Source organism: Nonomuraea sp. NPDC049750 (assembly GCF_040659625.1).
In the GTDB taxonomy this organism is placed as follows: domain Bacteria; phylum Actinomycetota; class Actinomycetes; order Streptosporangiales; family Streptosporangiaceae; genus Nonomuraea.
The window spans coordinates 755,557-775,256 of the sequence record NZ_JBFANB010000001.1 but is presented as its reverse complement, the minus strand read 5'-3'; the positions used below and the strand labels follow the sequence as shown (position 1 = coordinate 775,256).

At 68.4% G+C, this 19,700-nt stretch carries 18 protein-coding genes and 1 tRNA gene; 11 read left to right on the top strand and 8 right to left on the bottom strand.

What is annotated here, in order from left to right:
• Positions 1 to 157: 157 nt before the first annotated feature.
• From gyrB to AB0J16_RS03710, 4 genes are all read left to right on the top strand, one after another.
• Positions 158 to 2,101, top strand: coding sequence for a DNA topoisomerase (ATP-hydrolyzing) subunit B (gene gyrB / locus AB0J16_RS03725; protein WP_358534332.1), 1,944 nt, complete (start codon positions 158 to 160; stop codon positions 2,099 to 2,101).
• A 34-nt stretch (positions 2,102 to 2,135) separates the two neighbouring features.
• The gene (gene gyrA / locus AB0J16_RS03720; protein ID WP_358534330.1) at positions 2,136 to 4,643 is read left to right on the top strand and encodes a DNA gyrase subunit A; all 2,508 of its coding nucleotides are present in this window, start codon (positions 2,136 to 2,138) and stop codon (positions 4,641 to 4,643) included.
• A gap of 3 nt (positions 4,644 to 4,646) precedes the next feature.
• Positions 4,647 to 5,303, top strand: coding sequence for a DUF3566 domain-containing protein (locus AB0J16_RS03715; RefSeq protein ID WP_358534328.1), 657 nt, complete (start codon positions 4,647 to 4,649; stop codon positions 5,301 to 5,303).
• A gap of 167 nt (positions 5,304 to 5,470) precedes the next feature.
• Positions 5,471 to 5,544: transfer RNA gene (locus tag AB0J16_RS03710), tRNA-Ile, on the top strand.
• 121 nt (positions 5,545 to 5,665) lie between these two features.
• Here AB0J16_RS03710 and AB0J16_RS03705 read toward each other — a convergent pair.
• Positions 5,666 to 7,045, bottom strand: a complete 1,380-nt coding sequence (locus AB0J16_RS03705; protein ID WP_358534326.1) for a PLP-dependent aminotransferase family protein — start codon at positions 7,043 to 7,045, stop codon at positions 5,666 to 5,668.
• A 90-nt stretch (positions 7,046 to 7,135) separates the two neighbouring features.
• Here AB0J16_RS03705 and AB0J16_RS03700 point away from each other — a divergent pair, with 90 nt between their 5' ends.
• Entirely contained in the window at positions 7,136 to 8,518 is a 1,383-nt protein-coding gene (locus tag AB0J16_RS03700) for a pyridoxal-dependent decarboxylase (protein ID WP_358534324.1), read from the top strand.
• 23 nt (positions 8,519 to 8,541) lie between these two features.
• On the opposite strand, the gene AB0J16_RS03695 is transcribed toward AB0J16_RS03700, so the two are convergent.
• Positions 8,542 to 9,444, bottom strand: a complete 903-nt coding sequence (locus AB0J16_RS03695) for a hypothetical protein (protein ID WP_358534322.1) — start codon at positions 9,442 to 9,444, stop codon at positions 8,542 to 8,544.
• Positions 9,445 to 9,596: 152 nt separating this feature from the next.
• Between AB0J16_RS03695 and AB0J16_RS03690 the strand changes: the two genes are divergently transcribed.
• From AB0J16_RS03690 to AB0J16_RS03675, 4 genes are all read left to right on the top strand, one after another.
• Positions 9,597 to 9,782, top strand: coding sequence for an alpha/beta hydrolase (locus AB0J16_RS03690; protein WP_358534320.1), 186 nt, complete (start codon positions 9,597 to 9,599; stop codon positions 9,780 to 9,782).
• 115 nt (positions 9,783 to 9,897) lie between these two features.
• Positions 9,898 to 11,493 carry a carboxylesterase family protein gene (locus AB0J16_RS03685; RefSeq protein WP_358534318.1) on the top strand — a complete coding sequence of 532 codons (1,596 nt, stop codon included), beginning with the start codon at positions 9,898 to 9,900 and terminating at the stop codon, positions 11,491 to 11,493.
• Between the two features lie 51 nt (positions 11,494 to 11,544).
• Positions 11,545 to 12,195 carry a response regulator transcription factor gene (locus tag AB0J16_RS03680; RefSeq protein ID WP_358534316.1) on the top strand — a complete coding sequence of 217 codons (651 nt, stop codon included), beginning with the start codon at positions 11,545 to 11,547 and terminating at the stop codon, positions 12,193 to 12,195.
• Positions 12,196 to 12,204: 9 nt separating this feature from the next.
• On the top strand, positions 12,205 to 13,368 hold the full coding sequence (locus AB0J16_RS03675) for an ATP-binding protein (protein WP_358534314.1): 1,164 nt from the start codon (positions 12,205 to 12,207) through the stop codon (positions 13,366 to 13,368).
• Positions 13,369 to 13,373: 5 nt separating this feature from the next.
• Here AB0J16_RS03675 and AB0J16_RS03670 read toward each other — a convergent pair whose 3' ends face one another.
• Positions 13,374 to 14,504 (bottom strand): M20 family metallopeptidase, encoded by a 1,131-nt coding sequence (locus AB0J16_RS03670; RefSeq protein WP_358534312.1) that lies wholly within the window; start codon positions 14,502 to 14,504, stop codon positions 13,374 to 13,376.
• A 151-nt stretch (positions 14,505 to 14,655) separates the two neighbouring features.
• On the opposite strand from AB0J16_RS03670, the gene AB0J16_RS03665 reads away from it, so the two are divergent.
• Complete coding sequence (locus AB0J16_RS03665) at positions 14,656 to 14,892, top strand: hypothetical protein (protein WP_358534309.1); 237 nt, start codon at positions 14,656 to 14,658, stop codon at positions 14,890 to 14,892.
• On the opposite strand, the gene AB0J16_RS03660 is transcribed toward AB0J16_RS03665, so the two are convergent.
• Positions 14,840 to 15,247: a MerR family transcriptional regulator gene (locus AB0J16_RS03660; RefSeq protein WP_358534307.1), complete on the bottom strand. Its 408-nt coding sequence runs from the start codon at positions 15,245 to 15,247 to the stop codon at positions 14,840 to 14,842. The genes AB0J16_RS03665 and AB0J16_RS03660 overlap by 53 nt on opposite strands.
• 50 nt (positions 15,248 to 15,297) lie before the next feature.
• Between AB0J16_RS03660 and AB0J16_RS03655 the strand changes: the two genes are divergently transcribed.
• Entirely contained in the window at positions 15,298 to 16,176 is an 879-nt protein-coding gene (locus tag AB0J16_RS03655; protein WP_358534305.1) for an NAD(P)-binding domain-containing protein, read from the top strand.
• 59 nt (positions 16,177 to 16,235) lie between these two features.
• Here the strand turns inward: AB0J16_RS03655 and AB0J16_RS03650 are convergent, their stop codons facing one another.
• The 4 genes from AB0J16_RS03650 to AB0J16_RS03635 all read right to left on the bottom strand — a co-directional run bounded on the left by AB0J16_RS03650 (position 16,236) and on the right by AB0J16_RS03635 (position 18,846).
• Positions 16,236 to 16,382 (bottom strand): hypothetical protein, encoded by a 147-nt coding sequence (locus AB0J16_RS03650; protein ID WP_357938195.1) that lies wholly within the window; start codon positions 16,380 to 16,382, stop codon positions 16,236 to 16,238.
• A gap of 272 nt (positions 16,383 to 16,654) precedes the next feature.
• Complete coding sequence (locus AB0J16_RS03645; RefSeq protein WP_358534303.1) at positions 16,655 to 17,344, bottom strand: DivIVA domain-containing protein; 690 nt, start codon at positions 17,342 to 17,344, stop codon at positions 16,655 to 16,657.
• Positions 17,341 to 18,405 (bottom strand): globin domain-containing protein, encoded by a 1,065-nt coding sequence (locus tag AB0J16_RS03640; RefSeq protein ID WP_358534301.1) that lies wholly within the window; start codon positions 18,403 to 18,405, stop codon positions 17,341 to 17,343. Before AB0J16_RS03640 ends, AB0J16_RS03645 begins: the two co-directional genes overlap by 4 nt.
• Positions 18,406 to 18,462: 57 nt before the next feature.
• On the bottom strand, positions 18,463 to 18,846 hold the full coding sequence (locus AB0J16_RS03635) for a group 1 truncated hemoglobin (protein ID WP_358534299.1): 384 nt from the start codon (positions 18,844 to 18,846) through the stop codon (positions 18,463 to 18,465).
• Positions 18,847 to 19,700 lie beyond the last annotated feature (854 nt).

Sequence of the window (19,700 nt, the reverse complement as noted above, 5' to 3'; positions counted from 1 at the left end):
ACACGTCCGTTTGCGTGTCACCCCCGGCACGCATACAGCGCCGATTCCCCCGGGTGATCAACGCAACGGGGCACTCACGACGGTGACGGGCACGGCAGGGGCAGCTTGACATGTGTCGCCTCCCCAGCCGCGTGTCCGCGGCAGGAGGATTTGGCACTTGTCCTACGACGCTAGCTCAATCACCGTACTCGAAGGGCTTGAGGCGGTTCGCAAGCGCCCGGGTATGTATATCGGCTCGACCGGTGAGCGCGGTCTGCATCACCTGGTCTACGAAATCGTCGACAACTCGGTGGACGAGGCCCTCGCCGGCCACGCCGACCGCATCGACGTCACCCTGCTCGCCGACAACGGTGTGCGGGTCATCGACAACGGCCGCGGCATCCCGACCGGCATCCACCCGGTCGAGAAGCGTTCCGCCGTCGAGGTCGTGCTGACCACGCTGCACGCGGGCGGCAAGTTCGACGGCAAGTCGTACGCCGTGTCCGGAGGTCTGCACGGCGTCGGCTCGGCCGTCGTCAACGCGCTGTCCACCGCCATGGAGGTGGAGGTCAAGCAGAACGGCCACATCTGGCGGCAGCGCTACGAGCACTCCAAGCCGACCGCGCCGCTGGCGACGGATGGGGAGACCACCGAGACCGGCACCACGATCACGTTCTGGGCCGACGAGTCGATCTTCGAGACCACCACCTGGAACTTCGAGACGCTCTCGCGGCGCTTCCAGGAGATGGCCTTCCTCAACAAGGGCCTGACGATCGTGCTGCGCGACGAGCGGCCCGACCACGTCAACGGCGACGTCGTCGAGGTCACCTACTGCTACCAGGGCGGTCTGTCCGACTTCGTGACGCACCTCAACTCCAAGAAGGAGCCCGCGCACGCGTCGGTCATCGACTTCGAGGAGCACGGCGACGGCGTCTCCGTAGAGATCGCCATGCAGTGGAACAACTCCTACAGCGAGTCCGTCTACACCTTCGCCAACACCATCAACACGGCTGAGGGCGGCACCCACGAGGAGGGCTTCCGCGCGGCGCTGACGTCGATCGTCAACCGCTACGCGCGCGAGCAGAAGTTCCTCAAGGAGGGCAAGGACGACAACCTCTCCGGCGAGGACGTCCGCGAGGGCCTGACCGCGATCGTCTCGATCAAGCTGGCCGACCCGCAGTTCGAGGGGCAGACCAAGACGAAGCTCGGCAACACCGAGGCCAAGTCGTTCGTCCAGAAGGCCTGCAACGACCACCTGCGCGCCTGGTTCGAGCGCAACCCGGGCGAGGCCAAGGACATCATCAACAAGTCGCTGCAGGCCGCCAGGGCCCGCCTCGCGGCTCGCCAGGCCCGTGACCTGACGCGGCGCAAGTCGCTGCTGGAGTCGGGCAGCGGCCTGCCGGGCAAGCTGGCCGACTGCCAGTGGAACGACCCCGACAAGTGCGAGCTGTTCATCGTCGAGGGCAACTCGGCCGGCGGTTCGGCCAAGGGCGGCCGCGACTCGCGTTTCCAGGCGATCCTGCCGATCCGCGGCAAGATCCTCAACGTCGAGAAGGCCCGGGTCGACAAGGTCCTGCAGAACACCGAGGTCCAGTCGCTGATCACGGCCATGGGCACCGGCGTGCACGACGAGTTCGACATCAGCAAGCTGCGCTACAACAAGCTGATCCTGATGGCCGACGCCGACGTCGACGGCCAGCACATCACCACGCTGCTGCTGACGCTGCTGTTCAGGTTCATGCGCCCGCTGATCGAGGGCGGCCACGTCTACCTGTCGCAGCCGCCGCTCTACAAGATCAAGTGGGACCGCAAGGGCGACGACGCCTCCTACGCCTACTCCGACCGCGAACGCGACGCGATCATCGAGGACGGCATCGGCCGCGGCAAGCGTGACCCCCGTGCCCACGACGGGGTCCAGCGGTTCAAGGGTCTCGGCGAGATGAACGCCAACCAGCTGTGGGAAACCACCATGAACCCCGACAGCCGCGTCCTGCTCCAGGCCACGCTCGATGACGCGGCCCAGGCCGACGAGATGTTCAGCGTGCTCATGGGTGAGGACGTTGAGGCACGCAGAGCCTTCATCATCCGCAATGCGCGAGATGTCCGTTTCCTAGACGTGTAGCGCACGGCCGTACAGTAGAAAAGGATCTTCACACGTGACGGAAGTGAACACTCCGCCTCCACCGTCTTCGGACCGCATCGAACCGGTCGACATCCAGACCGAGATGCAGCGCAGCTACATGGACTACGCGATGTCGGTCATCGTCTCGCGTGCCCTGCCGGACGTGCGTGACGGTCTCAAGCCGGTGCACCGCCGCGTGCTCTACGCGATGTACGACGGCGGCTACCGCCCCGACCGCGGCTACTTCAAGTGCTCGCGCGTCGTCGGTGACGTCATGGGTTCCTACCACCCCCACGGCGACTCCTCGATCTACGACGCCCTCGTACGCCTGGCGCAGCCGTGGTCGCTGCGCCACCCGCTGGTCGACGGGCAGGGCAACTTCGGCTCTCCGGGCAACGACGCGCCCGCGGCGATGCGCTACACCGAGTGCAAGCTCGCGCCCATCGCCATGGAGATGCTGCGCGACATCGACAAGGACACCGTCGATTTCCAGCCCAACTACGACGGCCGCTCCCAGGAGCCCGTCGTACTCCCGGCGCGCTTCCCCAACCTGCTGGTCAACGGCTCGGGCGGCATCGCGGTCGGCATGGCGACCAACATCCCGCCGCACAACCTGCGCGAGGTGGCCGAGGCCGTCAAGTGGTCGCTGGACAACCCCGAGGCCTCCGAAGAGGAGCTGCTCGAGGCGGCCATCGCGCGGGTCAAGGGCCCCGACTTCCCGACCAAGGGCCTGATCGTCGGCCGCCGGGGCATCGAGGACGCCTACCGCACCGGCCGCGGCTCGATCACCATGCGCGCCGTCGTCGAGGTCGAGGAGGACAACAAGGGCCGGCACGCCCTCGTCGTCACCGAACTCCCCTACCAGGTCAACCCCGACAACCTCTCCTACAAGATCGCTGAGCTGGTCAAGCAGGGCAAGGTCACCGGCATCGCCGACGTCCGCGAGGAGTCGTCGTCGCGGGTCGGCCAGCGGCTGGTCATCGTGCTCAAGCGCGACGCCGTCGCCAAGGTCGTCCTCAACAACCTGTACAAGCACACCCAGCTCCAGGACACCTTCGGCGCCAACATGCTGGCCCTGGTCGACGGGGTGCCGCGTACGCTGCGGCTCGACCAGTTCATCACCTACTACGTGGCGCACCAGATCGAGGTCATCGTCCGGCGGACGCGCTACCTGCTGCGCAAGGCCGAGGAGCGGGCCCACATCCTGCGGGCGCTGCTCAAGGCGCTCGACCGGATGGACGAGGTCATCGCGCTGATCAGGCGCTCGCCGTCGGCCGCGGAGGCCCAGGGCGGCCTGATGACGCTGCTGGAGATCGACGAGATCCAGGCCCAGGCCATCCTCGACATGCAGCTGCGCAAGCTCGCCGCCCTGGAGCGCCAGGCGATCCAGGACGAGTACGACGCGCTGATGACGGCGATCGCCGACTACCAGGACATCCTGAGCTCGGAGCCCCGGCAGCGGCAGATCGTCGGTGACGAGATGGCCGAGATCGTCGCCCGCTTCGGCAACGACCGCCAGACCGAGATCGTCGCGTACGACGGCGACATGTCGATCGAAGACCTCATCGCCGAGGAAGAGATCGTCGTCACCATCACTCGCGGTGGCTACGCCAAGCGCACCCGTACCGACCTTTACCGGGCGCAGAAGCGTGGTGGCAAGGGTGTCAGGGGCGCGCAGCTGCGCCAGGACGACATCGTCGACCACTTCTTCGTCACGACGACCCATCATTGGTTGCTGTTCTTCACGAACAAAGGCCGCGTTTACCGCGTCAAAGCGTACGAACTCCCCGACGCCGCGCGCGACGCGCGGGGCATGCACCTGGCGAACCTGCTGGCCATGCAGCCCGACGAGACAGTAATGGAGGTCCTCGACCTGCGTGACTACGACGTCGCCCCTTACCTCGTGCTCGCCACCCGCAGCGGCCTGGTGAAGAAGACCCGCCTGTCGGAGTACGACTCCCCCAGGTCCGGTGGTCTGATCGCGATCAACCTGCGGGACGACGACGAGGTCATCGGGGCCCGCCTGGTCTCCGAGGAGGACGACCTGCTGCTCGTCTCCAAGGGCGCGCAGTCCGTCCGCTTCACCGCCTCCGACGATGCGCTGCGCCCGATGGGGCGGGCGACGAGCGGCGTCATCGGTATGAGATTCCTTGATGGTGACGAACTTCTCGCCATGAATAGAATTGCCGATGGTCAACATGTGCTTATCGCCACGAAGGCTGGGTACGCAAAGCGGACACCCGTCGAGCAGTATCCAGTTCAAGGACGTGGCGGTAGGGGCGTGCTGACTGCGAAAATCGTCAGTTCCCGTGGCAAGCTGGTCGGAGCAGTCATGGTCAACCCAGAGGATGAGGTCTTCGCGATCACGTCCGCCGGCGGGGTGATCCGGACGAGTGCCGGGGAGATCAAGCAGTCCGGCCGCCAGACCATGGGAGTGCGTTTGATGAATCTCGCCGAAGGCGACAGCGTGGTGGCCCTCGCCCGGAACGCCGAGTCCATGGAGACTTCGGTGGAGATTGAGGAAGACGGGGGAGGAGAGTAGGTCATGAGCGCCCAGGGTGGCTCCGCCAGGACTAAGGCGGCCCGGGACAACGGCCAGCAGCCGAAGAAGCCCAATGAAACCGAGATCTTCGACGGACCGGTCGACGAGGAGAAGGCGACGCCTCCGCAAGGAGTAGTGCCGCCGGTCACGGGTCAGCCAGGGGAGGAGCAGACGACGGAGGGCAACGAGACCGTCCGCCTCCGTCCCTCGCTGACTTCCGAGGCCCCTCCGCTTGTCGAGATGCCCAAGAAGAAGTCCTCCGGCTCCGCGGGGGCCCGTCTCCCCCGCAAGGCCCACCTGGTCCTGCGTCGCGTCGAGCCGTGGTCGGCCATGAAGTTCAGCTTCGTGGTCTCCCTCGTCTGCTTCGTGGTGCTGTTCGTGGCAGTGGCCGTCCTGTACGGCGTGCTGTCCGCCTTGGGCGTGTTCGACTCGCTCGTGGACCTGGTCAACCAGCTCGGCAAGGGTGAGCAGGGACAAAACTCGATCCCGATCGACATCGCCTCTTGGTTCGAGCCGGTCCGCATCCTCGGCTACACCGCCCTCATCGGCGCGGTGAACGTGGTGCTGATCACGGCACTGTCCACGCTGGGGGCGGTCATCTACAACGTCGCCTCCGACCTGGTGGGCGGCGTCGAGGTGACCTTCAGCGAGGCTGAGTAGCTTTCGGTACGTGGTTCTGTGGCTCGTCGTTTTGCGGCTTTTTGGCTCGCGTCGCCGTCGATCTTTCGGGGGCGGCGCGAGCAACTACGGAGAGGCGGTAAGCTTTTCCTCGTCCGAACAACCGGTTCGCCTTCCCTGGTGGGGATGCGATACGGTTTGGCGTACGCGGGGCTATAGCTCAGACGGTTAGAGCGCTTCCCTGATAAGGAAGAGGTCCCAGGTTCAAGTCCTGGTAGCCCCACACAGTTCGAGCAGTTCAGAGGCTGGATCCCGAGATCGTGGATCCGGCCTTTTGATCGTTTGGCCCTCACTAGGCCGTGACCGGACCTCAACCCGTCGTCGGGGGACCCAGCTCATAGCCCTTAGGACGGCCCCCGACCTTCCGAGCAGGCGTCGTCCAGGACTGCGGCGACGCGATCCAGGACGGGGTGCGGCGGGGTGAACGGGACGCGCAGGTAGTGGGTCAGGGTGGCGTCGGCCGCGAAGCGTGGGCCCGCGACGAGCGCGATTCCGTGCTCGTCCGCGTGGCGCACGACAGTGTCGGCGGGTGTCGCGCTCAGCCGCAGCCACAGGGCCAGCCCGCCGGGCGGGCGGGTGAAGCGCCAGCGATCGTCGCCGTCGAGCAGGGCACAGAGGTGGTCGCGCTGTGCGCGCAACTCCTCCCGGCGCAGTTCGAGCACCTGCTGGAGGTCGCTCAGGAGTTCGGCGGCGACGAGTTGTTGCATGGGCGACGCGGACAGGGGCCCGGCCAGGGGGTGGTCCTGTAGGTCACGAACGAGCGAGGCTCGGGCGCGGATCCAGCCGACACGCAACCCGCCCCATACCGACTTGCTGGCCGACCCGATGAGCAGCGCGCCGGCGATCCGTGGCAGGCCGGCCGGCTTCTCGCGCAGGTCGAGGTCGCGCAGTGTCTCGTCGGCGATCACGGTCACTTGATGGCGGGCGGCCAGTTCGGCGACGGCGCGGCGGACATGTGGGGACATCAGCGCCCCGGTCGGGTTATGGAAGTCGGGCACCAGGTAGGCGAGGTGGCCGCGCGCGGCGGCGAAGGAGGACTCCAGCTGGTCGAGGTCCCATCCGTCGCCGGTGACCCGGAAGCCGACCAGCCTCGTACCGGCGGCGCGCAGCACGTGGAGCGCGTCGAAGTACGTGGGTATCTCCACCGCCGTGAGGCGGGGCCGGAAATGGGCCGCCAGCAGGGTCAGCGCGGCCCGCGTCCCATTGGTGACCAGGATTTGCTCGGGCCGGGTGGCCGTCCCCTCACGGCTGTAGCGCGTGGCGATCATCGCGCGCAGTTCGGGCAGCCCCGGTCCCGGCTCCCCGTGTTCGGCCAGAACGGGCCCGGCCCGATCGGCCGCCCGTCGCATGGCCTCCAGGTACGGCTGCTGCGGCGCGGCCGGGACGGCCCGGCGAAGGTCGATCGTCGACCCGGTTTCCCCGGACGCCGAGAGCGGGGCGACACGCTCGGCCGCCGCTGGGGGCAGCCGCACGATGCTGCCGCTGCCATGCCGCGTATGGACCCATCCGGTCTCGCGCAGCCCCGCCAGGGCGGCCGTTACCGTGCCCCGGCTGACCCCGAGCGTCGCGGCCAGGCGGCGCTCGGCGGGCAGTTCGCTTCCGGCGCGGATGCGGCCGTCCAGCAACGCTTCCCGCACAGCGCGGGCCAGTGCCGTGCTGAGTGGTTCCCCCGTGTCGCGCCAAGACCGCAGAGCCCTGGCCAGCTGCTGCTCTCCGATCCTCACTAGTCCAGTTTTCCACGATTGGACCAGGCGGCTGGGTAGGTGGCCCGCATACCGTCGTAAATCGTTCCAGACGAAGGGAGAACCACCACCATGCACCCCACACTCGGCGCCGACCGTGACCAGCTGCCCGAGCTGTTGCGGGTGGTTTCGGAGCACAGTGCCGACCTCCTGGGACGCCTGGCGGAACGGGAGGTCGTCTCCACGGCCCCGATCCCCGAGCCGGCTGCGATGCCCGTGCGGGGCGAGGGGTTGAGAGCGGCGCTTGAGGAGTTCACCGCGCGCTGGGAGCCGACGCTGTCGGCCAGCGCCGGGCCGCGCTACTGGGGTTTCGTCACCGGAGGTGTCACACCGGCCGCGTTGGCGGGTGACTGGTTGACCGCGACCTGGGACCAGAACTCCTTCACCTCGCTCGACGCGGCGGGGCAGCACCTGGAACGCGAGACGATCGCCTGGCTGCGCACCCTGTTCGGGCTCTCCGGCGACCACCACGGAACGTTCGTCAGCGGCGCGACCATGTCCAACACCGTCGGGCTCGCCATTGCCCGCGAATGGATCGGCGAACGGACCGGCGTCTCGCCGGCCGAGGACGGGGTCGGCGCGCTCGGGCCGGTGACGGTGCTGTCGGGCACCGCGCACTCCAGCGTGGCCAAGGGCCTGTCGATGCTCGGGCTCGGGCGCCGGGCCCTGGTGACCGTACCCACCAGCCCGGGGCGGGAGTGCGTCGACCCGGCGGCGCTGGAGCTCGCGCTGCGCCAGGTGGACGGCCCGTGCGTCGTGGTGGCCAACGCCGGGACCGTCAACACCGCCGACTTCGACGACCTGCGCGCCATCGCGGCGCTGCGCGAGCGTCACGACTTCTGGCTGCACGTGGACGCCGCTTTCGGCGCCTTCGCCGCCGTCTCCCCCGCCCACGCCCACCTGTGCGACGGCCTTGACCTGGCCGACTCCATCTGCGTCGACCTGCATAAATGGCTGAACGTGCCGTACGACAGCGCCCTTCAGTTCACGCGCCGCCCGGATCTGCAGACGGCCGTGTTCCAGAACGCCGCCGCCTACCTCGGCCCGCTCGGTGACACGCCCGACAGCGGCCACCTCACACCGGAGAACTCCCGGCGTCTGCGGGCGCTGGCCGCCTGGTTCACCCTGCGCTCCTACGGACGGGACGGCCACCGCGAGATCACCGAACGGTGCGTCGCCTGCGCCCGGCTACTGGGCGAGGCCATCGAGAACATCCCCGGTCTGCGGCTGCTGGCGCCCGTCCGGCTCAACGTCGTGTGCTTCACCCTGGCCGCCGATCCCACCGCCGAGCGACTGGCCGCGCTCGGCGAACGCCTCGCCGGCGAGGCGTTTTTCACGCCCACCGTCCTGGACGGCGTGCCCGCGCTGCGCGCCGCCTTCTCCAACTGGCTGACAACGGAATCCGACGTTCATCACCTGGCCGAATGCCTGCGCGCCGCCGTACGCGAGGTCTGAGAGAGAACCAGGCGTCATCCGCCCTAAGGAGTCGGCATCCCAGTAGTCGGTGTCCGATCATGTGCGGAGCTCAGGATGGCGGCCAGGAGAGTCAGGCCCACGCCGATGCCCAAGGTGTGTTCGACGATCGCGACCGCCGTGTATTCGCCGGTCACGAACCCGCCAGGCCGCAGAATCACCATCGGCAGCTTCCAGCCGCTCCACGCGAACAACGAGCCGGACGCCCCGAAGGCCAGCGTCATCGGAACCCACCGCCGGAGCCGGGCGGGGCGGCCACGCGTGAGCGTCCACACGCTCCAGGCTCCGAGCAGCGCCCACAGCCCGGAGCTCCCGCTCAACAGCCGATCGTTGAGCTCCAATTGGGCGCGTGACGCCGGGTCGAGGCCCAGCGTCCCGCCCAGTGCCCAGGACGACCAGAGCAGGCCCAGCCCGACGGCTACCGTCATCGCCACCGTCACCAGCGCCGATGAGTGTGCCGGGCCGTCACCGACCCGGCCCAGGAAGGGCCGCGGCCATCGCTCCCTCAGGTAGATCGGCAGGGCCACGGCCAGCCCCACCGCCATCCCGGCGAAGCCGATGGCGATGAAGACCTCCTCCCCCTGCGCACCCGAGCCGGAACCGTCGCCCCCGAACAAACTGCTGATCATCACGTACGGAAGCATCGGGACCAGAAAGCCCGCGCCCACCCAGGAAAAGAAGATCACCGGTACGGCCGCCAGCCGACGGCCCCACGGCTGGGCCAGCGCCAGTCCGAGCGCGATTCCGGTCGCCGCCATCACCACGGTGACGACGTTCAGCAGCACCCAGTCCGCGGTGCCGTAACCGTCCGGAGCGTGCCCGAACAGGCCCGCCGCGATCCAGACGACCTTGACGGCCAAGTACAACGACATGCTGAGCGCCGCGCCATAGCCGGCGAGCCTGCGCACCCGGCTCCATCGCGCACCTACGCTCGGAACGTCCATCTGCCCCCGAACCCCTCTCAACCGGCTGGTCTCTGCATTACCGAGCCTTCCGGAGCCGTCGGTCGGGCGGCCTCCCCCCACGTGGTGATCCTGCTCCCCCGCACGAGGGAGCAGGATTGTCGCTGGGCCTGTACGAATGGACCCGGCAGATGCACGCGGCCATCGGCACCGTCTTCACCGTTGACGACGACGTGCACGGATCCGTCCTGAGGGTGCCGGACTGCGCCGCCGAACTCGTGTCGTACTTCGACACCGGGCGCATCGACCGCGGCTGCGACGGCACTCCCGTACCCGAGAAATAAATCCTTGGTCGCACCCATTCGCAACAACCGATCGCGAGGCCGCAACGTCCGCACGTGACGGCGAGCCCGGGGCGGACGCGAGGCTGGCCGCATGAGCGCAACAAGATCCATGTCAATGGCGAGGCGGCTGCTCGCTGTGGTCGCCGGCGGCTGTCTGGCCATGACCGCGGGCGTCACGCAAGCCGCCGCCCAGGCGGCGCCGACGCTGCCGCCGATCGTGCAGCTGGACTCGGGCCGGATCCGGGGGGTGGACGACGGCAGGGTAAGGACGTACTCGGGGATCCGCTTCGCGCAGCCGCCGGTGGAGCGGCTGCGGTGGAAGGAGCCGGTGCGGGTCGCGCCTTGGCGGGGGGTGGCCGACGCCACCAAGCCCGGCCGGCCGTGCCTGCAGGTGGAGGCGGGTAAGCAGCTCGGCAGGGAGGACTGTCTGTTCCTCGACGTCACCGCACCCGCCAAGCCGTCGCGCGGGCCGCGGCCCGTGATGGTGTGGCTGCACGGGGGCGGTTTCCTCACCGGCTCCGGCAGCATCTACAACGCGCGGCGGCTGGCCGACCAGGGCGACGTGGTGGTGGTGACGCCCAACTATCGGCTGGGGGCCTTCGGCTACCTCTCGCTGCCGGGACTGCCCGGCTCGGGGAACTTCGGGCTGGCCGACCAGGTCGAAGCCCTGAGATGGGTGCAGCGCAACGCCGCGGCCTTCGGCGGCGACCCGGACAACGTGACGCTGTTCGGTCAGTCCGCCGGCGGGATAAGCACCTGCGCGCTGCTGACCTCGCCGGCCACGCGCGGCCTGATCGACAAGGCCGCCATGCAGTCGGGGACGTGCATGCTCGATTGGCCGAACGGTACCTATCTTCCGATCCCGAGTGTGGGCGCGATACAGCCGTACCGTTCACTGAAGAAGAGCTGGGACGCCGGCCTGGCCGCGGCCGAACAGCTGGGCTGCGTAGCGGGCAAGGAGCTGGACTGTCTGCGGGCCAAGCCGGTCTCCGAGCTGATGAAGGTCACAGGGAGCTTCGGCAACAATGTCGCGTACGGCACGCCGCTGCTGCCGCTCGACCCGGTGCGGGCGCTGCGCGAGGGCAGGTTCCCGCGGGTGCCGATGATCTCCGGCGCTACCAAGAGCGAGAGCAACGGCTTCGTGGCCGGCGCCGCACAGGCCGGGTTCCCGGTGACCGCCGAGAACTACCCGCAGTTGATGAAGGGCGCGTTCGGCGAGCACGCGAACGCGGTGCTGCGGGAATATCCGCTGACGGACTTCATCTCTCCCGGCCTGGCCTGGGCGACGGTGAGCAGCGACCGGGCCTGGGCCTGCCCGACCTTGGAGACGGGAAAGGCGATGACCACCCGCACCACGGTGTACGCCTATGAGTTCGCCGACGCCAAGGCGCCCAACATCATCGGCACCCCGTCCGAATTCCCGCTCGGTGCCCAGCATGCCAGCGACCTGCCCTACCTGTTCGACCTGGACGGCCGGCCAGAAGACGGCATGACGCCGGAGCAGTGGCGGCTGGCCGAGCAGATGATCGGCTACTGGACGTCCTTCGCCCACACCGGGCGGCCCAAGGTCGCGGGCGCACCCATATGGCCCGCCTTCGCACCGTCCGGCCAGACCGTCCTCAGCCTGAAGCCCGCAGGGCAGGGCGGCATCGGCCCGGTCGACCTCAGCGCCGAGCACCGATGCGGCTTCTGGAGCGGAATCGCCGATTGAGCAGGCGATGGTGCCTGCGGGCACCATCGCGCGGAATGGCAGACTGTGCGGATGTCGATCAGGGTTCTGCTCGCCGACGACGACCCGATGGTCCGCCGGCATCTCACGGCGATTCTCGGCTCCAGCGCGGAGATCGAGGTGGTCGGCGAGGCCCGTGACGGGGCGGAAGCGGTCGAGGAGGTTCTGCGTAACCAGCCGGACGTGGTTCTGATGGATCTCCGGATGCCGGGCGTGGACGGGATCACCGCGACGAAGGAGATCGCGGCGCTCGCCTCGCCACCCGCTGTCATCGCGCTCACGACGTTCGACTCCGACGAGCACGTGCTCGGTGCCCTGGAGGCCGGCGCCGGGGGCTTCCTGGTGAAGGCCACTCCGGCAGAAGACCTGATCAACCTGGTCAAGGTGGCGGCCGACGGGAACGTGGTGATGTCACCGAGCGCGGCGCGCAGACTGCTCGCGCGGTCGTCCAGAGGGGACGAGCGGCGCGACACCGCCCGGTCGCGGGTGGCCGCGCTCGCCGAGCGCGAACGCGAGGTGCTGGCCTGCCTCGGCGATGGGCTGACCAATCCGGAGATCGCGGGGCGACTGTTCCTGTCGGAGACCACCGTCCGCAGCTACGTCTCCCGCCTCCTGGTCAAGCTCGACCTCACCCACCGTACGCAGGCCGCCCTGCTCGCCCACCAGGCCGGTCTCCTCGACTAGGTGTCCGCCGTGCGCGCATTGCCACGTTTCTCCAGACCGGAGCTCATTGTCAGCGACCGGAGGATCATGCTCTGGGCCGCCTTCGGAGCGGCCGTGCTGTGCGCTGTCATCCAGATCGTCCTGTATGTCGCGTACGCTCGCGGCGCCTCCTCGCTCACCGAGCTGGCCCTGAACCTCCTGCTCGACGCGTCCCTGCCGCTGGTGATCCGCTTCCCATGGACGGTGGGAGCGCTGGCCGTCGCGGTCACGACGGTGTTCGCGCTGGCGCCGGGTGCGGAGGCGTCGCGGGTCGCCCCGCCCGTGGCGGCCCCGATCGTGGTGTCGTTCCTGGTCGTCCTGCTGCCCTGGCGGCAGGCGTTCGCCTGCGCCGCGGTCCTGGCGGTGCCGGCGATCCCGATCTGGTCCCCCTCATGGGGGGCGCTGTACGTGGCGCTGTCGGCCACCGCGCTTCCCGCCCTGATCGCCCTCTACCTGAAGGCCAGGAGCGAACTCGTACGGTCGCTGCGCAAGCGAGCCGAGCTGGCCGACTCCGAACGCCACCTGCTCGCCGAGCGAGCCGAGACCGGCGAACGCCGGCGCCTGGCCGCCGAGCTGCACGACATCGTCACCCACCACGTCACCGAGATCGTCCTGCACGCCGACGCCCTGCGCGTCACCACCCGCGACGACGACGCCCGCGCCGCGGCCGAGCAGATCCGGCTCGCCGGCACGCGCACCCTCACCGAGCTGCGCGACCTCATGCGGGTGATGAGCACAGGGGTCCGGATGTCGCCCGCCGAGCGTCCCGACGACGACACCGGCGGCGACCTGGCCGCGCTGGCGGCAGCCGACCGCGCGGCGCTGCGCGTCGAGGGCGATCCCGGTACGGTGCCCGCGGTGGTGGCCCGCGCCGTCTACCGGGTGGTACAGGAGTCGCTGACCAACGCCCGCAAGCATGCCCCCGGGGCGCCGGTCACCGTCACCATCGCCTATCCCGGCGACCGGGCCGACGTCGAGGTGCGTAACGTGCCGCCTCGGCGGAGCGTCGATCCCACGTTGACCGGTGCCGGCTCCGGGATGGGCCTGACCGGGCTCAATCGCCGGGTGACCCTGCTCGGCGGCACCTTCAGCGCGGGGGACGACGGTGAGGGAGGCTTCACGGTCACCGCCAGCATCCCCGCCGCCGTCACATGAGAACTTCAGGCGAGAGCCGTGAGCAGGCCGATCGTCAGAGCCAGGCGCTTCGGGATGTGCTCGACCAGCAGGTGCTCGTGCCGAGCGTGTGCCCCGTCGCCCACCGCGCCCATGCCGTCCAGCACGGGCCGCCCGAGCGCCGAGATGAAGTTGCCGTCGCTGGCGCCCCCGACCGACACCTCGTCCAGCGGCCAGCCGAGCCCGGCCGCCACCTCCCGGGCCTCCTTGAACAGCCGCTGAGAGGTGGGGTTCGGGGTCATGGGCGGCCGGTTCCACTCGCCGGTCACGGAGATCGTCACCCGTGGATCGGCGGCCCGCAGGCCGGCGAACACGTCGTCGATCCGTCCCATCTCGGACGGTTCGGTCACTCGCACGTCGATCCCGCAGCTCGCGTGACCGGCCGTGACGTTGCGGCCGGTGCCGCCGGTGATCACGCCGATGTTCACCGTGGTTCCGCGCTCGCGCGAGGCGGAGCCGGCCAGGGTGGTGACGATCTCGGCCAGGGCGTGGATCGCGTTCGCCCCCGCGTACGGGTCGAGCCCCGCGTGCGCTTCCACCCCGGTCACGCTCAGGTCGAACAGCCCCACGCCCTTACGGGCGGTCTTGAGCGCGCCGTCGAGTGACGCCTCGAAGACCAGGCTCGCCAGCGCGTCCGCGCTCGCGGCCTCGATGTGCTCGCGTGAGGCCGGGCTGCCGATCTCCTCGTCCCCGTTGAACAGGAAGCGCACGCTCGGATGCGGCAGCCCCAGCTCGCGCAGCCCGCGCAGTGCCCAGATCGACTGCACCAGGCCCGACTTCATGTCGAACACGCCCGGCCCGGTGGCCTTGCCGTCGACCACCGTGAACGGCCATTCGGCCAGGGTCCCCGTGGGCCAGACAGTGTCGTAGTGGCTGAGCATCAGCACGGTGCCGGGCGCGGTGCCCTGGTAGGCCAGCTCCAGGATGTCACCATACGGTCCGCCGTCGTGCCGGACCTCCGCGTCGGGCGGGCCGAGGAGGTCGACGGCCCGGGCGCGGATCGCGTGCAGTCCCTTGACCAGCATGGCCTTGTCGGAGCTGTGGGTTTCCAGCTCGACCACTGCTTTGAGGTCGTCGAGCATGGCCGGGAGGGCCTGGCGGGTCCAATCGGTGATCAAGCCGGGAGTCCTTCCAAAGCGGGGATTTCTCAAGGCTGCCGCTGGTGGGGACGTTTCTCATCGTCCGTTCGGCCAGCAGAACTTTCCGCGTTCGTATCCTCGTACCAACCGACACTTCCCCATTTACCGGCGACGTGGGATGCTCCGGGCTGTGAACGAGCCCGATAAGCCCGCTCGGCGCATCGACCCCCCGTATGACCGCGACGGTATCGAGAGCACGCATACGTACGGCGCGGTGCTTCTCGGGCTGGGACTCGCGCTCTGCGTGGGTGCGCTCATCGTTGAGAACGGCCACCCGCCTTGGCAGGTGCTCGGTGTCTTCGCGCTTGTGGCGATCAGCGGCCTGGTGATGCGCGTCGAGGCGGCGATACAGCGACGTTCGCAGTGACGCCGCGCTGTTCGGTGGCGTCGATGAAGTCGTGGAGGACCTGGCGGGAGCGGGTGAGCAGGTCGATGTGCTCGTCCAGGCCGTGCATGCGGGCTTTCAGGGTGTCCAGGAGTTCGGGGCAGGGCTCGAGGTCGGGGGCCGCGCCGGTGGCGCAGGGCAGCAAGTACCCGATTTCCTGGGTCGACAGTCCGGCTTCGAGCAGCCTCCGGATCTGAGTCACGGTCAGGACGGCATCGCTGGTGTACTCGCGGTAGCCGCTGGCGGCGCGGCGGGGCTCGAGCAGGCCCTGGGCCTCGTAGTAACGCAGTTGATGCGTGCGGACTCCGGTCCGACGGCTCAGCTCTCCGATCAGCACGCGCGCTGCTCCTTGACCTTCATATCGGTGTGAACGTTGATGATTCTGCCATGAGCACTATGAAGCGGAATCGCGACGTGACGGTCATTGGTCTCGGTCTGATGGGCCAGGCGCTGGCCGGAGCGTTCCTGCGCGCCGGCTACCCCACGACCGTGTGGAACCGTACGGCGGCGAAGGCCGAACATCTTGCCGCCCAGGGGGCGAAGGTCGCCGACTCGGTCCGCGACGCCGTCCTGGCCAGCCCGCTCGTGGTCGTCTGCGTGTCGGACTACGAGGCCGTGCGCGCCCTCCTCGATCCGCTGGGCGAGGAGCTCGACGGTCGCGTCCTGGTGAATCTGACCTCCGGTACGTCGCTGGGCGCCCGCGAGACCGCGGAGTGGGTGACGCGGCGGGGTGGCAACTACCTCGACGGAGCGATCATGGCCACCCCCGCGGCCGTCGGGGCGGAGGCCGTCCTCCTCTACAGCGGGCCGCGGTCGGCCTTCGACCCGCACGAGTCGGCCCTGAGGAGTCTTGGCGAGGGTACGACTTACCTCGGCGACGACCACGGCCTGTCGGCGCTGTACGACGTGGCCGTACTGAGTCTGATGTGGAACATCCTGAACGGCTTCCTCCAGGGTGCCGCCCTGCTCGGCGCGGCGGGCGTGGACGCCACGGCCTTCGCCCCGATCGCGAGCCAGGGGATCGAAACCGTGAACGGCTGGGTGTCCACCTATGCGCGGCAGATCGACGACGGCGCGTACCCGGCCGTTGATTCCACCATCGACACGCACCTGGCCGCGATGGAGCATCTCATCCACGAGAGTGAGTCCCTCGGGGTGAATGCCGAACTTCCGAGGTTCATCAAGGTCTTGACCGATCGGGCCGTGGCGGATGGGCATGGCGGCAGCGGGTACGCGGCGATGATCGAGCAGTTTCGTCCTGCATGACACACCGCTGCCGTCCTTGCCCAGGACGGCACAGGACGGCAGCGGAGTCCGGCCGGCCGCTATAAGTCGCTGATGTGGGGGATGATCTCGGTCAATACCCAGAGGGCCAGACCGAGGGCGATGAGGTTGACGCGGCCGCCGCCGACGTTGAAGGCGGCGAGCACGAAGCAGGCCAAGGCGAAGATGAGCAGAATGAGGGTGAGCATGCTGGGCGTCCGTCCGTTCGGTGTTACGGGTGTGGTTGCTCAGCGCTACCCATGATCGCCTGGTTCAGGCGTGGCGATTGATCACATGCCCCGAACTGTGACCCGGCCGCCTACCGCGACTCGCGGTGACGCGGATCTCTCATCAGGCATGCGAACGAAAGATCCCGGCCGACGGGTGTCCAGGACCGTGGCGGCACGCCATGGGCGTGCGGGGATCGGAAGTCTGCGGTTCGAGTCGTCGGTGACCTCTCCGGCGGCCGGCTCGGCCGGAACTAGCCTGGGCCCGTGGAGAAGCCCGGGTTCGTGGAGAAGCCTGAGGAGGAGGAGCCCAAGGAGGAGTACGCGACGGCCTGCCGGCTCGTCTCCGGCAGGGTGCCCAGCTTGTTGACCTCGTTGGTCAGCCCTTCGAGGACCGCGCGCAACTGGACCTGGGTGACCTCCGCGAAGGTACGCAGGTAGGCGATGCGGCGTTCCAGTTCCTCGGCTTCGACCGACTGGACCTCTCCACTCGCCCGATAGACGTTGACCGCCTGGCTGGCGGCCTCCTCCGCCTGCTGCTGCGCCTCCTGGAGGATCTGCTCGTACTGCTGGCGAGCTTGGCCCACCAGCCTGCGGGAGTAGTCCTCCGCCTCGGCTATCTGGGCGTCCGCCGTCTGCTGAGCGCGGGAGAGGAGGTTGACCGCGTCGACGTTGAGCCTGGCCGAGGCGCCCGGGGAGGTGTCGTGGCCGTGGTCCTTGAACCAGTTGCGCAGCCGGTCGACCTCCGCGCGCAGGTCGGCCTTCTCCGTGTCGCTGGCCGCTATGTCGTCGGCCATGCGGAGGAGGAACGTACGTACCTCATCCGCGTTGTAGCCGCGGCTCCCGAGCTTGGCGCGTGAGAAGTCCTTGTTCCGTACCCGATCCGGCGTCAGTGGCTGGCGGTCGTTCGATGGGTTATGTGCCCATGGCGTCTCTCCCGTCACTGCTCTCTACCTCCAGCACTGGTGAATTCGTCGAAGCGGATTTGCTCGGCCGGCACGCCGGCGTCCAGCAGCCGGGCGATCGTGCTCTGAACCATCTCTTCAGAGCCGCATACGAAGACCTCCTGGCCACGCCAGGCCTTCAGGGCGACGTCCACCACATAGCCGCGCTCACCGCGGTAGAGCCCGTCATGGGACACGACGGGCACGACACTCAACCATGGGTGCTCGGCGTCCAGCTTGGACAGTGCCTCCATGTCGTACAGCTCGCGGGCGGTCCGGGCACCCACGAAGAGGCGGATGTTGCAGCGCGCCCCTTCGTAGGCCACCTGCTCCACGAGCGCCTTGAGGGGAGCCAGGCCCGTGCCGCCGGCGATCAGGAGGAGATCCTTGGGCAGGCTCGTGTCGAGCGTCAACCGGTCGCCCAGCGGTGCGCCGATCTTCAGTGCGTCGCCGCGTTGCGCGCCGTGCACCAGGGCCGTGCTGACCGCGCCACCGTCGACCACCCGTACGTGCAGGTCAATCGTGTTGTCGCGACGCGGCGCGTTGGCGAAGGAGTAGAACCGCCACATTCTCGGTCGCAGCCCGACCGAGATCGACGCGAACTGGCCCGCGCGGAAGGGGTACGGGTAGTTCAGGCGAGCCCGGATCACCGCGATGCCGGGGGCGCGCGACTCGTGCAGGATGATCTCGCCATCCCACCAGGGCGGGGTCGTGGCCGACGCCTCTTCGGCCGCTTCGGTCATCACCTTCGCGACCAGTCCGTACGCCTGCGTCCAGTCGTTGGCCAGAGCGGGTGTCCAGCGATCGCCGAGGAAGTGCTGCAGCGTGGCCAGCAGTGCCTGGCCGACAGCGGGATAGTGCTGCGTGACCACGGCGAACTTGCGGTGGTCGCGGCCGAGCTGCTGGAGGAACGGCACCACGTCTTCCACGTGGTCGACGTTGCTGACGACGCGCCCCAGCGCGCTGACGAGCCGATCCCGCTGAGTGGCCATGGACACCGGGAACAGGGCCCGCGTCTCGGGGTACATCAGGAACAGGGCTGAGTAAAAGAACAGCGGCACCTGATCACCCGACCGGGCGACCTGGTGCCAGCTGTCCTTTAAGGCTTGCGTGTCCACTTACCCGGCTGCCTCTGCGGGCTTCTCCACGATGGAGCCGCGCACCTGGCCCAGGACCGCCACGACGTTCGCCACGACCTCCTCAGGAGCGCCGAGGTCGCGGAGCACGGTGACGAGGATGTCGCCGACCTGGTCGTAGTGCTCATCGGTGATGCCCATGCCACGGTGCGCGTCGGCCAGGTCGTGGCCCTCGTACACCTCGGGGCCGCCGAGGACGGAGCAGAGCAGCATGACCATGTGCCGCTTGAGCCGCGCCATGTCGATGCCGTCGAAGTACGGCTTGAGGTCGGGAGTGTCCAGCACGACCGTGTAGAAGCGGTCCACCGCTTCACGAACGGTGGGAGCGCCACCGATCTTGTCATAGTCCGAAACCACAGCTACCACAAAACCTCCCAAATCGGACACACATGCACGTGCGGGTACATGGGGTCAATTTCCTTGGTTCTCCGCTGTCGCGGGCGCCCGTCCGGCTGGACGGTCGTCAGTCGGCGGTCTGGGCCTCCCACTCGGTGGAGGTCACGTCTGTCTTCTTCCTGCGGGCCACGACCGGCTCCGCGCGTTCAGTGCACGGCAAGGGTCGGCGGGCATGTCGAAGGCGGCGGCCTCGGGCTGCGGCGGTGGGATCACGCCGCACTCCATTGCCGCTGGTACCACCACGGCCGAAGCCGTGTGCGGTTTGAGCGCCATTCATGCCCCCATAGAGCGGATCCTGTGCAGGCCGAATGCCTGTACCGGCCCTTAACCCTTCAGGTGTCCGAACACGTGAATATGCCTCAGGCACACTAGGGGGTGACCAAGATGCTGGCAACTCGTCGCTCACAGAGCGTGTCGCCTTTTACACACAGCCACTCCGCGGTCAATTCCGGTCGTTGCCCTGACTTCTCCATGACTACCTGTGGCACGACCGGGGCTGACTCTATCGGTTCATGGCGATCTAGCTGACAATGTCAAAGGAGAGCGCCTCTTCGTGGCGCGGGATCGACCGGTTCCTTCGCGCGCTGGCGGGGGCGTCACACAGGTGCGGGTCAGGGGCTGGGCCTGGGGCGCGACCTCGAAGCGGACGCCCTGGTCGATAGCACGCAGTCGGCTGCGGCGGCTGATGAGATGCGGACCGTTCCATTGTGTCCGTCCTTTCAGGAATGGCTGAGTCAAGTCGCACTGAGTTACCTCAACCTCGTCCAGAAAACGCGAACCCGCTGTTCATGATTTCCTGCTGACCTGGGGAAACGCGGCTTATT